The sequence below is a fragment of the Corallococcus sp. AS-1-12 genome (assembly GCF_020036995.1).
In the GTDB taxonomy this organism is placed as follows: Bacteria; Myxococcota; Myxococcia; order Myxococcales; family Myxococcaceae; genus Corallococcus.
Genome location: NZ_JAIQDD010000009.1, coordinates 84,144 through 97,151 on the forward strand (window position 1 = coordinate 84,144; position 13,008 = coordinate 97,151).

Annotated in this window: 12 protein-coding genes; 5 read left to right on the forward strand and 7 right to left on the reverse strand. The window is 70.6% G+C overall.

Annotated features, from left to right (window positions below; all coding sequences use genetic code 11):
- Positions 1-109: 109 nt before the first annotated feature.
- Both rpmA and rplU read right to left on the reverse strand, forming a co-directional pair.
- The gene (gene rpmA, locus K8556_RS17165; protein WP_014394223.1) at positions 110-385 is read right to left on the reverse strand and encodes a 50S ribosomal protein L27; all 276 of its coding nucleotides are present in this window, start codon (positions 383-385) and stop codon (positions 110-112) included.
- 46 nt (positions 386-431) lie between these two features.
- Positions 432-740, reverse strand: a complete 309-nt coding sequence (gene rplU, locus K8556_RS17170) for a 50S ribosomal protein L21 (RefSeq protein ID WP_014394222.1) — start codon at positions 738-740, stop codon at positions 432-434.
- Between the two features lie 273 nt (positions 741-1,013).
- Here rplU and K8556_RS17175 point away from each other — a divergent pair, with 273 nt between their 5' ends.
- Positions 1,014-1,376, forward strand: coding sequence for a hypothetical protein (locus K8556_RS17175; protein ID WP_223741158.1), 363 nt, complete (start codon positions 1,014-1,016; stop codon positions 1,374-1,376).
- A 32-nt stretch (positions 1,377-1,408) separates the two neighbouring features.
- Here K8556_RS17175 and K8556_RS17180 read toward each other — a convergent pair whose 3' ends face one another.
- Complete coding sequence (locus K8556_RS17180) at positions 1,409-3,427, reverse strand: protein kinase (RefSeq protein WP_223741159.1); 2,019 nt, start codon at positions 3,425-3,427, stop codon at positions 1,409-1,411.
- Positions 3,428-3,603: 176 nt separating this feature from the next.
- Here K8556_RS17180 and K8556_RS17185 point away from each other — a divergent pair, with 176 nt between their 5' ends.
- A complete protein-coding gene (locus tag K8556_RS17185; RefSeq protein ID WP_223741160.1) occupies positions 3,604-4,566 on the forward strand; it encodes an isopenicillin N synthase family oxygenase in 963 nt (320 codons plus the stop codon).
- 167 nt (positions 4,567-4,733) lie between these two features.
- Entirely contained in the window at positions 4,734-5,771 is a 1,038-nt protein-coding gene (locus K8556_RS17190; protein WP_223741161.1) for a carbon-nitrogen hydrolase family protein, read from the forward strand.
- Here the strand turns inward: K8556_RS17190 and gatB are convergent.
- From gatB to K8556_RS17210, 4 genes are read right to left on the reverse strand one after another with little or no spacing between them, the layout of a single operon-like run.
- A complete protein-coding gene (gene gatB / locus K8556_RS17195) occupies positions 5,768-7,213 on the reverse strand; it encodes an Asp-tRNA(Asn)/Glu-tRNA(Gln) amidotransferase subunit GatB (RefSeq protein ID WP_223741162.1) in 1,446 nt (481 codons plus the stop codon). The genes K8556_RS17190 and gatB overlap by 4 nt on opposite strands.
- Before the next feature lie 27 nt (positions 7,214-7,240).
- Positions 7,241-8,704: an Asp-tRNA(Asn)/Glu-tRNA(Gln) amidotransferase subunit GatA gene (gene gatA, locus K8556_RS17200; RefSeq protein ID WP_223741163.1), complete on the reverse strand. Its 1,464-nt coding sequence runs from the start codon at positions 8,702-8,704 to the stop codon at positions 7,241-7,243.
- A gap of 6 nt (positions 8,705-8,710) precedes the next feature.
- Entirely contained in the window at positions 8,711-8,998 is a 288-nt protein-coding gene (gatC, locus tag K8556_RS17205; protein ID WP_014394213.1) for an Asp-tRNA(Asn)/Glu-tRNA(Gln) amidotransferase subunit GatC, read from the reverse strand.
- A 27-nt stretch (positions 8,999-9,025) separates the two neighbouring features.
- Positions 9,026-9,373 (reverse strand): zf-TFIIB domain-containing protein, encoded by a 348-nt coding sequence (locus K8556_RS17210; protein ID WP_120622857.1) that lies wholly within the window; start codon positions 9,371-9,373, stop codon positions 9,026-9,028.
- Between the two features lie 202 nt (positions 9,374-9,575).
- On the opposite strand from K8556_RS17210, the gene K8556_RS17215 reads away from it, so the two are divergent.
- A complete protein-coding gene (locus K8556_RS17215) occupies positions 9,576-12,659 on the forward strand; it encodes a DNA translocase FtsK 4TM domain-containing protein (protein WP_223741164.1) in 3,084 nt (1,027 codons plus the stop codon).
- Positions 12,660-12,720: 61 nt separating this feature from the next.
- Positions 12,721-13,005, forward strand: coding sequence for an antibiotic biosynthesis monooxygenase (locus tag K8556_RS17220; protein ID WP_223741165.1), 285 nt, complete (start codon positions 12,721-12,723; stop codon positions 13,003-13,005).
- Positions 13,006-13,008 lie beyond the last annotated feature (3 nt).

Sequence of the window (13,008 nt, forward strand, 5' to 3'; positions counted from 1 at the left end):
AAAAACACAAAGCGGGCCGTCCTCGCATCCGCCCGTCCCCAACGGGAACGGAAGGACCGGGAACGACCCGCTCGGTAAGCCGTGCCCCGGGTCGCCCCAGGGCCACTGACTAGGCGCTCGCCTGCTCGGCGGCGGCCGGGTACACGGACACCTTCTTCTTGTCGCGGCCGAGGCGCTCGTACTTCACCACGCCGTCCACGGTCGAGAAGAGGGTGAAGTCGCGACCGAGCTTCACGTTCGTGCCCGGGTGGATGACCGTGCCGACCTGACGGACGAGGATGCTGCCCGCCGTGATGGTCTCACCGCCGTACACCTTCACGCCACGGTACTGCGGGTTGGAATCACGCCCGTTGCGCGAAGAACCCTGACCTTTTTTATGGGCCATGACACCTGCTCCTTGAAGTTCGTGTGGGGAATGCCCGGAAAGACGACTAGCCGGAGATCGAGGTGACCTTCACCTCGGTGTACGGCTGGCGGTGGCCACGGCGACGGGTCCAGCCTTCCTTCTCCTTCCGGAAGTGCAGGACGCGGCGGTGCTTGTCCTGCGCCAGCACCTTGCCCACGACCTTCGCGCCCGCCACCGTCGGCTGGCCCACCTTCGGGCTCTCGGAGCCGCCCAGCAGGAGGACCTCGGTGAACGAGACCTCGGCGCCGATATCACCGGCGATCTTCTCGATCCGGACAACGTCGCCCTCGGCGACGCGGTACTGCTTTCCGCCCGTGCGAATGACTGCGTACATCGTCGAACCCCTGTCAGCTTCGGGTTGCTTCAACCCATGGAATCCAACGCGCATTTCGGACGGAGGACCGGCCGGCGCGCTAAAAGACGGCGGGACTTACGAGAATCCCGGGGGGGAGTCAAGGCAGTTGGCGGATCAGCCCGCCCCCAGCCCCCCTATTTGCTTTTGAATAGAATTCCCGGAATAAAGTCCACTGGACCGCAACGCGGCGCTCGCTAGGATGCGCGCCGCTTGCCTTCCACCTGTACCTCATCCCTGAGGGGGAGAACCATCATGAAGAAGATCCTGTTCGGTCTGGCGGCCATGGCCTCGCTCACGCTCACCGCTTGCGGCGGCAACATCTGCGACGACACCGCGGACGCGCTCAACGACATGGTGAAGAAGGCCGAGGAGTGTGGCCTGCCGACCACCGGCGTCCAGAAGCCGACGGACTCGGACATCGAGTCCTGTAAGGAGTCCCTCGACTCCTGCAGCGACTCCGACAAGGACAAGCTGACCGCGTACGTGGACTGCCTGAGCGACGTCAAGGGCTGCTCCGACAAGACCGAGGCCGAGCAGCAGGCGTTCGCGTCCCGCATCCTCGCGTGCAGCAGCAAGGCCGAGGGCGTGAGCGCCGCGTGCGCGGCGGGCGAGTAGTCATCGTCCCCGGCTGAAGCACCGAAGCCGGATCAGGGCCCGGTTCCCTCCCCAGGGAATCGGGCTCTTTCATTTCGTGCCCCGGACGGCAGGCGCGCGCCCAGCGCCCGGTCCACCACCCGGCGGCGCTGGTGGTACTCCCACTCCAGGGGGTCCAGCTCCAGGCCCCGCTCGTAGGACTCCAGGGCCCGCTGGAGCTGGCCGTCGCGCTCCAGCGCGTTGCCGGTGAGGAAGTGCACCCGCGCGGTGCCCACCGCCCGGGGTTGCTCCGCCAGGTACTCACGGCGCAGGGCGTCCGTCTGGGCGGCCGTGAGGCCCGCCTCCAGGCAGCGCGCCACGCCCCGGGCATTGCCCAGCCGGGCGTCGTAGCGGGCCCGGCGCAGCGGCATGCCCAGGGTGTCGCCCGCGTCCCTCACGCGGATCAGCATGGACTCCAGGCGCGAGCGCTGCCCGCGCGACAGGGGCCGCTGCCGCAGCGCGGACAGGGCGCCCCACAGCTCGCGCGCCCGCTCCCGCGCGGACTCCAGCTCCGCGTCCGGTGAGAGCCCCAGCACCGTGTAGTGCGTGCCCTCCCCCGCCAGTTGTCCGCGCCACATCGCCAGGACGCGCTCGGCCTCGGCGTCTTCCGGGAGCTCCCGGGGCGCGGGGGGCGGAGAGGCCGTGGCGCTCGCCAGGTGCTGCTCGATGCGGGCCTTCAGGGCGGTGGACGGCGCGACGAACTGCACGCCGAAGCCCGGGCGCATGCTCCAGGCCTGGGCCTGCTCGGGCGAGACGTGGCGCACCACCTCGCACGTGACGGACAGCGGCCCCGTGGACAGCGGCAGCACCGCCTGGACCTGGGCGAACAGCGGGGGCAGCTCCCCCGTCGCGTGCAGGAACACGCCGCCGCGCGACAGGTCCGACCCCGTGAAGGGCCGGGGCTGCGCGCCCGGCTGCAGCACCACCTGCACCGGCACCGGGAGCGTCTTTCCCCCGGAGGCGCCCGGCGAGGCCAGCGCCGGGGTCCGCCGGGGCCCGGTGACGGGGGTCCCCGGGGAGGCCGCTCCCTGCACGGGACGGGGACCGCCCAGGGCCGGGCGCGGCGACGGGGGGCGCGTGGCGAGCGCCTGCTCCAGCGCGGCCCGCAGGGCGAGCGCGTGGGGGAAGCGCTCCTCCGGCGTCTTCGCCAGCGCGCGCAGCACCACCATCTCCAGCGCGGGTGGCACCGAGGGGCAGATGGAGCGGGGGGCCGGAGGCGTGCGCGTCTGGTGCGCCACGAGCTGGGCGGTGAGCCCCTCGTCGGGAAAGGGCAGCCGCCCGGTGAGCAACTGGTAGGCGATGACGCCCACCGCGTACAGGTCCGCGCGGCCATCCAGGCGCCGGCTCAGGGACTGCTCCGGGGCCATGTACTCCGGCGTGCCCACGATGATGCCCGCCACCGTCTCCGGCATGCTCGCGTCCACCAGCTTCGCGATGCCGAAGTCGAGCACCTTCACGAACGGCATCCCCCGCCCGCGCTTCACCAGGAAGATGTTGTCCGGCTTCAGGTCGCGGTGGACGATGCCCCGCGCGTGCGCCGCATGCAGCGCGTCACACACCTGCATCAGCATGGGCACCACCGCCCCGGCGGACATGGGCGTCCCCACCCAGGCCGACAGGGGCGCCCCCTCCAGGAACTCCATGATGAGGTACGGCCGGGGCGCCGAGGCGTTGAGGTCGAAGATGCTGACGATGTTCTCGTGCCCGATGAGGTTCACCGCCCGGGCCTCGGCGTGGAAGCGCTGCACCAGCTCCGGGTAGCGCGTCAGGTGCTCGTGCAGCACCTTCACCGCCACGCGGCTCCCAATGGAGACGTGCTCGGCCAGGTAGACGGAGCCCATCCCGCCCCGGCCCACGCGGCGCACCAGCCGGAAGCTGCCCATCTGGGTGCCCACCAGCGGGTCCACCTCGTCCGCCACGGCCTTGCCCGGGCCGCCCCCCGCGTCCCGGACGAGCGTGTCGCACGACGTCCCCTCGCCATGTCCCCGCCCGCACGCTGAGCACGTGCGCTCGTTCCTCGCGACTTCGGCCATACCGCGCCCCCCTGGCCTATTCCCTGCCCAATCTGCACATCCCGGAAGCCCGGCATCCACTGCCGCCAAGGGTGGGTGTCGCAAAGTGAGGAGGCGTCCCGGCCCCGGGGCCGGGGTGACGGTTGGGCGGAGGACTGCGGCGTGTCAGGAAGGTGTCACGCGGATAGGATGCGCGCATGTCCCGCTCGGCCCGACGCATCCCCACCGTGAACCTGTCCCACTACCGCTCCGGCACTCCCGAGGAGCGGGCCCGCTTCGTCCAGGTGTTTGGCGACGCACTCAAGGAGTTCGGCTTCGTGACCGTGGAAGGCCACGGCGTCGAGGACGCGCTCATCCGCCGCACGTACGCGGACGTGGAGCGCTTCTTCCAACTGCCGGAGTCCACCAAGACGCGCTACGCGGTGCCGGAGCGTCCGGGGCAGCGGGGCTTCATGGCGTTTGGCCAGGAGCATGCGAAGAACCGCAAGGTGGGGGACCTGAAGGAGTTCTGGCACGTGGGCCGCGAGCTGCCCGAGGGCCACCCGTACCGCGACGACTACGGCCCCAACGTCTGGCCGGAGGAGGTGCCCACCTTCCGTGAGCACACGCTGACGCTCTACCGCGAGCTGGACGACGCGGCGACGGTGATGCTCCAGGCGTTGGCGGACTACCTGGGCATCGCGCGCAACACGTTCAGCGACATGACGGTGGACGGCAACTCCGTGCTGCGGCTCATCCACTACCCGCCGCTGAAGGACCGCTTCATCCCGGGCGCGGTGCGCGCGGCGGAGCACGAGGACATCAACTTCATCACGCTCCTGTGCGAGGGCACGGCCGGCGGCCTGGAGCTGCTCACGCGCGACGGCGAGTGGATCCCCGTGGACACGCTGCGCGGGCAGATCGTCGTGGACTCCGGCGACATGCTCAGCCGGGTGATGAACGGCGTCATCCCGTCCACGACGCACCGGGTGGTGAACCCGCCCAGCCCGGAGCAGGACACGGTGCGCTACTCGATGCCCTTCTTCGTGCACCCGTTCTCCGACTGCATCCTGAAGCCGCTGCCGCAGACGGAGACGCCGGACAACCCCGCGCGCCACCCGCCCATCACCGCGGACGCGTTCCTCAAGCAGCGCCTGCGCGAGCTGGGCTTCCTCAAGTAGCCCCCGCGAGGCAGCGCCGTTCGCCCATGTGCACGCGGAAGTGGCGAGTCCCTTCCGCGCCGTGGAGCCAGGGTCCCAGGCGCGGGTGTCCCCGGGAGGACAGGCTGTAGCTCCGCCGCCAGGATGCTCGCGCGCGGCATGGGAGCCGGTGCCATCCTCGCGGCACCGTGGCCACCTCGCTCGACCTGTTCGCCATCCAGCCGCGTGTCACGCTGGAGGACTATGCCTCGCAGGAGACTTTCGCCTCGCACCACCGGGCGCTCGCGGCCCGGGTGGACGCGCTGCGCCCCCGGGACGCGGAGGGCCGGCCGTTGAACCCCGCGCTCGCCGTCTGGCCGGAGATGGTGGGCGCGGCGCTGGGACTGCTGGGGCACCTGCCGCGCGTGCGCCGCCGCAAGACGACGAACGGCGCGATGACGCGCGTGGCGCTCGCGGAGTGGCTGGGCATGTTCCGCACGTGGAGCGCCTTCCATCCGCCGACGCTGGAGGAGTGCCTCTACGCCACGGTGGCGCCCCGCGTGCACCGCGCCATGTACGAGACCTTCTCCGGCATCGCGCGCGACTTCGGCCTGTGGGTGGTGGCCGGCAGCGCGCTCCTGCCCACGAACCGCCTGGGCCCGGACACCCCCGAGTACGAGCCCGCGGGCGCGCGCACCTTCAACACCAGCTACACGTTCTCACCGGACGGACACTGCGTGGGCGTCACGCGCAAGGTGAACCTGGTGCCCACGCAGGAGGACGTGCTGCACCTGAGCCCGGGCCGCCCGGAGGACCTGCCCGTGCTGGACACGCCGTTCGGGAAGCTGGGCACGCTCGTCTGCTACGACGGCTTCCGCGAACCCCACACCTCCGGCGAGCCGTACTTCGTGCCCTGCGCGCAGTACCTGGACGCGCTGGGCGTGGAGGTGCTCGCGCAGCCCTCCGCCAACGCCTGGAGCTGGGACGCGCCCTGGGCCTTCAACGCGCCCGGCGAGACGCAGTCGCGCCGCGAGCAGTGGTTCAACGAGGGCCTCTTCACGCAACTGCGCACCCTCAAGCGCGTGCGCTACGCGGTGAACCCGCAGCTCACCGGCGGCTTCTTCGACAACACCTTCGAAGCGCCCTCGCTCATCCTGGAGCGCCGGGGGCCGGATGACGTGCACGTGCTCGCCCAGTCAGCGGATCCGCGCGGCGAGGACGTGCTCCACGTCACGGTGTCTCGCTAGTCCCCCAGCTTCTTCTTGAGCAGCTCGTTGACGAGGCCGGGGTTGCCCTTGCCCTTCATGGCCTTCATCACCTGGCCCACGAAGAAGCCGTACACGCTCTTCTTGCCGGCCTTGTACTTCTCCACCTCGCCCGCGTTCTTCGCGAGGATGTCGTCCACCACCGCCTCCACGGCGCCCACGTCGCTGACCTGCGCGAGCCCCTTCTCCGCGATGATGTCCGCGGGCGCGCGGCCCGTGCGGAACATCTCCCCGAGCACGTCCTTCGCCGCGTTCGCGGACACCGTGCCCTTCTCCACCGTGGCGAGCAGCTCGCCCAACTGCGCCGGGGTGAAGCGCAGCGCGGAGAGGGGCGTCCCCTCCTCCTTGAGCAGGCGGCTCAGCTCGCCCAGGAACCAGTTGGAGAGCTTCTTCGCGTCGGAGACGTGCTTCGCGCAGGCCTCGAAGAAGTCCGCCAGCGGGCGCTCGGCGGTGAGGATGCGCGCGTCGTAGGCCGGCAGGCCGTACTCGCCCATGAAGCGCGTGCGCTTCGCGCGCGGCAGCTCCGGCAGCGACCGCCGCTGCGAGTCCCGCAGCGCGTCCGACACGAGCAGCGGCGGCAGGTCCGGCTCCGGGAAGTAGCGGTAGTCGTGCGCGTCCTCCTTGGAGCGCATGGACCGGGTGACGCCCTTGTTCACGTCCCAGAGGCGCGTCTCCTGGTCCACCTTGCCGCCGGACTCGATGACGTCCACCTGCCGCGCGGCCTCGTACTCGATGGCCTGCTTGAGGAAGCGGAACGAGTTGAGGTTCTTCAGCTCACACCGCTGCCCGTACGTGGTGGAGCCCTTGGGCATCACCGACACGTTGGCGTCGCAGCGGAAGCTGCCCTCCTCCAGGTTGCCGTCGTTGACGCCCAGGTACACCAGCACGTCGCGCAGCGCCTTGAGGTACTCCACCGCCTCGTCCGCGTCGCGCAGGTCCGGCTCGCTGACAATCTCCATCAGCGGCACGCCCGCGCGGTTCAGGTCCACCAGGCTCTGCCCCGCGGACGCGGACGCGTCGTGCACGCTCTTGCCCGCGTCCTCCTCCAGGTGGATGCGGCGCACGCGCACCGTCTTCTCACCCGACGGCGTGTCGATGACCAGCTCGCCCCACTCGCAGATGGGCTGATCATACTGGGTGATTTGGTAGCCCTTGGGCAGGTCCGGGTAGAAGTAGTTCTTCCGGCTCCACACGCTCGTGGGCTTCACCGTGCACCCGAGCGCCAGGCCCGTGCGCACCGCGAACTCCACCACGCGCTGGTTGAGCACCGGCAGCACGCCGGGCATGCCCAGGCACACCGGGCAGGTGTGGTGGTTGGGCTCGGCGCCGAACGCGGTGGAGCAGCCGCAGAAGATCTTGGACTGCGTGAGCAACTGCGCGTGGACCTCGAGTCCGATGACCGTCTGGAAGTCGCTCAGGGGCATGGCGGTGTCACCCTCGTGTCGCGCCCGCTAGACGGGGGCGGCGCGGCGGAAGAAGTCGTGCTCGCGCTCGAACGCGCGGGCGATGCGGAGCAGGCGGGCCTCGTCAAAGGGGCGCCCCAGGAGCTGCATGCCAATGGGCAGCCCGCCTTGCGTGAAGCCGCACGGCACGGACAGGCCGGGCAGGCCCGCCAGGTTGCACGGCAGCGTGTAGACGTCCATCAGGTACATGGACAGCGGGTCGTCCACCTTCGCGCCCAGCTTGAACGCCGGCACCGGCGACGTGGGCGACACGATGGCGTCCACCTGCTGGAACACCTTCGTGAAGTCCTCGCGGATGAGCGTGCGGACCTTCTGCGCGCGCAGGTAGTACGCGTCGTAGTAGCCGGCGGACAGCGCGTAGGTGCCCAGCATGATGCGGCGCTTCACCTCCGCGCCGAAGCCCTCGCCCCGCGTCCGCGTGTACAGCTCCTTGAGCCCGCGCGCGTCCTTCGCCCGCTGCCCGTAGCGGATGCCGTCGTAGCGGGCCAGGTTGCTGGACGCCTCGGAGGACGCCAGCAGGTAGTACGTCGCCAGCGCGTACTTCGTGTGCGGCAGGGACACGTCCACCAGCGTCGCGCCCAGCTTCTCCAGCTCCTCCAGCGACGCGCGCAGCGTGCCCGCCACCTCCGGGTCCATGCCCTCCGCGAAGTACTCGCGCGGCACGCCCAGCTTGAGGCCGCGCACGCCGTCCTCCAGCCCCGTGAGGCAGTCCGGCGTCTCCACGTCCGCGGAGGTGGAGTCGAGCGGATCATGCCGCGCGATGAGCTGGAGGAGCGCCGCGGTGTCCCCCACCGTGCGCGCCATGGGGCCCGGCTGGTCCAACGACGAGGCGAAGGCGATGACGCCGTAGCGCGACACCCGGCCATACGTGGGCTTGAGCCCCACGGTGTTGGTGAGCGCCGCGGGCTGGCGGATGGAGCCGCCCGTGTCGGTGCCCAGCGCGCCGAACACCTCGCGCGCCGCCACCGCCGCCGCCGAGCCACCGGACGAGCCGCCCGGCGTGCGCGTCAGGTCCCACGGGTTGTGGGTGGGGAAGTACGCGCTCGACTCGTTGGACGAGCCCATGGCGAACTCGTCCATGTTCAGCTTGCCCAACAGCGGCAGCCCCGCCTCCTTGAGCAGGCGCACCACGGTGGCGTCGTAGGGCGGGACGAAGCCCTCCAGCACGCGCGAGGCGCAGGTGGTCTCCACGCCCTGCGTGAGGAAGATGTCCTTGAGGCCCACGGGCACGCCGTCCAGCGCGCTCAGCGGGCTGCCCGCCGTACGGCGCGCGTCACTGGCCTCGGCGGCCTTCAGCGCCCCGGCCTCGTCCACGCGCAGAAAGGCGCGCACCTTCGGGTCCACCCGGGCGATGCGCTCGAGGCTCGCGCGCGTGGCCTCCACGGAGGACACCTCGCGCGAAGCCAGCTTCGCCGCCAGCTCCAGCATCGACAGGTCAGTCAGCGACGACATGGCGGGCTACTCCAAGATCTTCGGGACCGCGAAGGCGCTGCCCACCTTCGCCGGCGCGTTGGCGAGCCCTGCTTCCGGCGGCAGTGACGGACGCAGCACGTCCTCGCGCAACAGCGAGGACGCGAGCGTCGCGTGGGAGGTGGGCTCCACCTGGCTCACGTCGAGCGCTTCCAGCTCCGCCACCGCGTCCAGGACCGCGGACAACTGGGTGGCGTAGCGCTCCTCCTCCTGCGGCGTCAGCGACAGCCGCGCCAGGGTGGCCACGTGCCGGACCTGCTCGAGCGTGAGGGCCATGGGGAAGCCTCCTCCGGACTTGAGGTGCTACGGGGACGGCGGCGAGCGCTTGAAGAGGTTGAGGATGGAGCCCATCACCCGCTGGCTGCCCTCGTGGCCGTGCTGCTTGATGAGCTGCTCCAGCTCGCCCGCGTCCAGCCAGACGCCGTGGCAGTTGAAGCAGCTATCCAGCTCCACGTTGCCCTGCTTCAGCGTCTGCAGGTCCATGCCGCACTTGGGGCACTTCATGTGGTGGAGCTGCTTGAGCGACTCGCGCTGCTGGGCGGCCATCTCCTGGGACTGCTGGAGGGCCAGCTTGCGCTTGGCTTCAATCTCCTCGCGCGCGAAGTAGTCGTCTTCGTTGTGGGAGGGCTTGTCGGGGCTCAGGTCGGACATGGTCTTGGGTTCTCCTTGGCGGCAGGCACCATACCCTCTCGCCGCGGGGACGCGCCCGAAATGTAGGCCCTGCTTCCGCCTCCTCGGAGCCCCCTTGGACGCCTGCCGGAAAATTGACCCCGCCCCCTCCCTCCCTATTCTCGCCGGGCGGATTGCTACAGCTCGCTACGCGGCTGGAATCGGGCAGAGGGAACAGGGGTCCATGACAGCGGCAAAGAAGGGTGGTCGGGCGGAGAAGGCGGTGCTCTCCCGGCAGGAGATCGCGACGCGCCGCAAGGCGCTCGCGAACAAGAAGATGAAGGCCCCGGGCGCGGCGAGCCCCGCGAAGCGGGCGCTCATCGGCGTCTTCATCCTGGCCGCCTCGTTGCTGGCCTTGCTGGCGGTCGCCACGTTCGACGCGCACGACCGCGTGGGGCCCGGCTTCCACAACGCGGTGGGCCCCATGGGCCACCTCATCGCGGAGGCCCTGCGCGGCGCGCTGGGCGTGTGCGCCTACCTCATCCCCGCGGGCGGCATCTACACCGCCGTGGTGCTCTTCGTGGGCAACCGCGACCGGCGCCGCCTGCCGCAGATCATCTCCCTGGCGCTGCTCACCTGCAGCGTGTCCGTGCTCGCGCAGCTCATGTTCGCCAAGGACAAGGGCTGGGCCCACCCGCCCGGCGGCGCGCTGGGCGCGGGCCTGGGCGGCCTGATGGAGGGGATGTTCTCCACCGTCGGCACCATCATCCTCGTCACCGCCATCAGCGCGGCGGCGCTCATCGTGGGCACCCAGTACACGTTCTTCAAGCTGTGCTCGCTGGTGTGGGCCGGCCTCACCGTCCTGGGCCGCCGCGTCTCCGAGGCCGCCCACGTCTTCTGGGAGCAGCAGAAGGTCAACTACGCGGCCCGCCAGGAGCGGCTCGCGCAGGAGAAGGAAGAGGAGGCCGCGTTCCTCGCGGAGCTGGAGGCCGAGGAGGAGGAGCTCTCCGAAGCGGAGCGCCTGGCCGCCGAGGCCGAGGCCGCCGAGGCCGAAGCCCTGGCCGAGGAGGCCGTGCGCCTGGCCCGCCAGAACGAGAAGGAGCAGCTCGCCAACGCGAAGAAGGCGCTCAAGGAGCAGAAGGACCGCGAGAAGCTGGAGAAGAAGCTCGCCCGCGAGGAGCCGGCCGAGGACGAGGGCGACGACGCCTCCGACGAGCAGCCCTCGCTGCCGCCCGAACGCGCCGAGCGCCGCTCCCCCGGCGCCGACCCCGCCTGGGCGGCGTCCTTCCTCGCGCCCCAGCCGCAACTGCCCGCCAACGCGGACGCGGGCGAGCCGCCCCGCCGCGCGCGCAAGACGCCGCAGATCGTCACCCCGCCCGCCGCTCCGTCCACGCCCCCGGTGCCCGCCGCGTCGCTCACGCCTCCGGCCGCCGAACCCGCCGCGAAGCCCGTGGCCGCGGAGAAGCCCGCCGCCGCGCCGGGCAACGCCCTCATCCCCGCGCCCCCCGCCGCGCTGGCGCGCATGCCGCTCATCGTGGAGCCCAAGGCGCCGCCCAAGCCCACCGCCATGAAGCGGCCCCAGGACCAGTTCGAGTTCGTGGGTGACCGCAAGAGCTTCTCCCTGCCGCCGCTGGACGTGCTGGAGGCGGACAAGAAGGAGCGCTCCGCGCTGGACAAGGACGCGTTCCTCGTCACGGCGGAGAAGCTGCGCGCGAAGCTGGCGGACTTCGGCATCGTGGGCGAGGTGGTGGAGATCCGCCCCGGCCCCGTCGTCACCATGTACGAGTTCCTGCCCGGGCCCGGCATCAAGGTCAGCAAGATCGCCGCGCTCCAGGACGACCTGGCCATGGCCATGGAGGCCATGCGCGTGCGCATCGTCGCCCCCATCCCCGGAAAGGGCGTGGTGGGCATCGAGGTGCCGAACCGCGACCGCGAGACGGTGTTCCTCAAGGAGATCGCCGAGCAGGACACGTTCCAGAAGAGCGGCAGCAAGCTCACCATGTGCGTGGGCAAGGACATCGAAGGCATGCCGTACGTCTTCGACCTGGTGAAGGCCCCCCACCTGCTCATCGCGGGCACCACCGGCTCCGGCAAGTCCGTGGCGGTGAACTCGATGATCATGAGCATCCTCCTCAAGGCCACGCCCGAGGAGGTCCGCTTCATCATGGTGGACCCGAAGATGCTGGAACTCTCCGTCTACGAGGGCATCCCGCACCTGCTGCTCCCCGTCGTCACCGACCCGAAGAAGGCCGCGCTCGCGCTGCGCTGGGCGGTGGAGGAGATGGAGCGCCGCTACCAGATGCTGTCCGAGGCGGGCGTGCGCAACATCGCCGGCTTCAACAAGCTGGTGGAGACGCAGGCCTCCGAGGAGAAGCCCGCCGCCGCCGCGCCCGCCGCGAAGAAGAAGAAGCCCAAGAAGGTGCTCGTCGTGGAGGGCAGCGCCGAGGCCGTGGCCCCTGCTTCCGCCAGCGATGGGCTGGGCGTGGCCATGCCGCGCGAGGACGACGAGGACCTGCGTGAGTCCATCGTCTCCGAGCCCACTGTCTCCCCTGCCCTGGAGGCCGACGGCGAGGAGGACGCGGAGTTCGAGGAGGACGGCGAGGAGTCCACGCCGGTGGAGGCCGCCTCCACGGAGAAGAAGGAGCTCAAGAAGCTGCCCTACATCGTGGTCATCATCGACGAGCTCGCGGACCTGATGATGGTCGCCAGCCGCGAGGTGGAGACCTACGTGGCGCGCCTCGCGCAGATGGCGCGCGCGGCCGGCATCCACCTGATGGTCGCCACCCAGCGTCCGTCCACGGACGTCGTCACGGGCATCATCAAGGCCAACTTCCCCACGCGCATCAGCTTCATGCTGCGCTCCAAGCCGGACTCGATGACCATCCTGGGCACGGTGGGAGCGGAGGCCCTGCTGGGCATGGGCGACATGCTCATCATGCCGCCCACGAGCGCCCACCTGCAGCGCGTGCACGGCGCCTACGTCTCCGAGCACGAAATCAAGAAGGCGGTGGACCACCTCAAGGCCCAGGGCAAGCCCGTCTTCGACGAGTCCATCCTCAAGCCGCGCGACGAGGAGGGCGAGGGCGGCGGTGGCGAGGAGGACGAGCTGTCCGACGAGCTCTACGACCAGGCGCTCGCGGCGGTCAGCGAGATGCGCTCCGTCTCCATCTCCATGCTCCAGCGCAAGATGCGCATCGGCTACAACCGCGCGGCGCGCATGATCGAGCGCATGGAGCGCGACGGCGTGGTGGGCCCCGCGGACGGCGCCAAGCCCCGCGAGGTGCTGCTGCGCGGCCTGGGCGAGATGCCCGGCGCCGGGGCGATGTAGGCCCCCACCCCTTCACGCCCCGGGGAACGGACCTCCGTCCCCCGGGGTTTCCCCCTCGGTCATGATCGTCGCCATCTCCCGCTTCCGCGCATCCCCTGAAGAGGCCGACGGCTGGGTCCACCGGCTCCAGGAGCGCTCGCGGCGCGTGGACGGCTACCCGGGCTTCCTGGGCCTGGAGGTGCTGCGCTCGTACGAGCGCTCGCCTGAAATCCTGCTCGTCACGCGCTGGAAGGACCGGGACGCCATGAAGGCCTACTTCCAGTCGGAGGACTTCCAGAAGGCGAAGGGGGCCAGCGCCTCCCAGGAGGACGCCACCTTCACGATGTACGAGGTCGTGGCCACCTGAGCA

Bases quoted from the DNA above. Each gene is read 5' to 3' on its own strand.
- K8556_RS17175 (WP_223741158.1), top strand. From the start codon at position 1,014: ATGAAGAAGATCCTGTTCGGTCTGGCGGCCATGGCCTCGCTCACGCTC.
- gatB (WP_223741162.1), bottom strand. From the start codon at position 7,213: ATGCCCCTGAGCGACTTCCAGACGGTCATCGGACTCGAGGTCCACGCG.
- rplU (WP_014394222.1), bottom strand. From the start codon at position 740: ATGTACGCAGTCATTCGCACGGGCGGAAAGCAGTACCGCGTCGCCGAG.
- K8556_RS17215 (WP_223741164.1), top strand. From the start codon at position 9,576: ATGACAGCGGCAAAGAAGGGTGGTCGGGCGGAGAAGGCGGTGCTCTCC.
- gatA (WP_223741163.1), bottom strand. From the start codon at position 8,704: ATGTCGTCGCTGACTGACCTGTCGATGCTGGAGCTGGCGGCGAAGCTG.
- K8556_RS17210 (WP_120622857.1), bottom strand. From the start codon at position 9,373: ATGTCCGACCTGAGCCCCGACAAGCCCTCCCACAACGAAGACGACTAC.
- rpmA (WP_014394223.1), bottom strand. From the start codon at position 385: ATGGCCCATAAAAAAGGTCAGGGTTCTTCGCGCAACGGGCGTGATTCC.
- K8556_RS17185 (WP_223741160.1), top strand. From the start codon at position 3,604: ATGTCCCGCTCGGCCCGACGCATCCCCACCGTGAACCTGTCCCACTAC.
- K8556_RS17220 (WP_223741165.1), top strand. From the start codon at position 12,721: ATGATCGTCGCCATCTCCCGCTTCCGCGCATCCCCTGAAGAGGCCGAC.
- gatC (WP_014394213.1), bottom strand. From the start codon at position 8,998: ATGGCCCTCACGCTCGAGCAGGTCCGGCACGTGGCCACCCTGGCGCGG.
- K8556_RS17180 (WP_223741159.1), bottom strand. From the start codon at position 3,427: ATGGCCGAAGTCGCGAGGAACGAGCGCACGTGCTCAGCGTGCGGGCGG.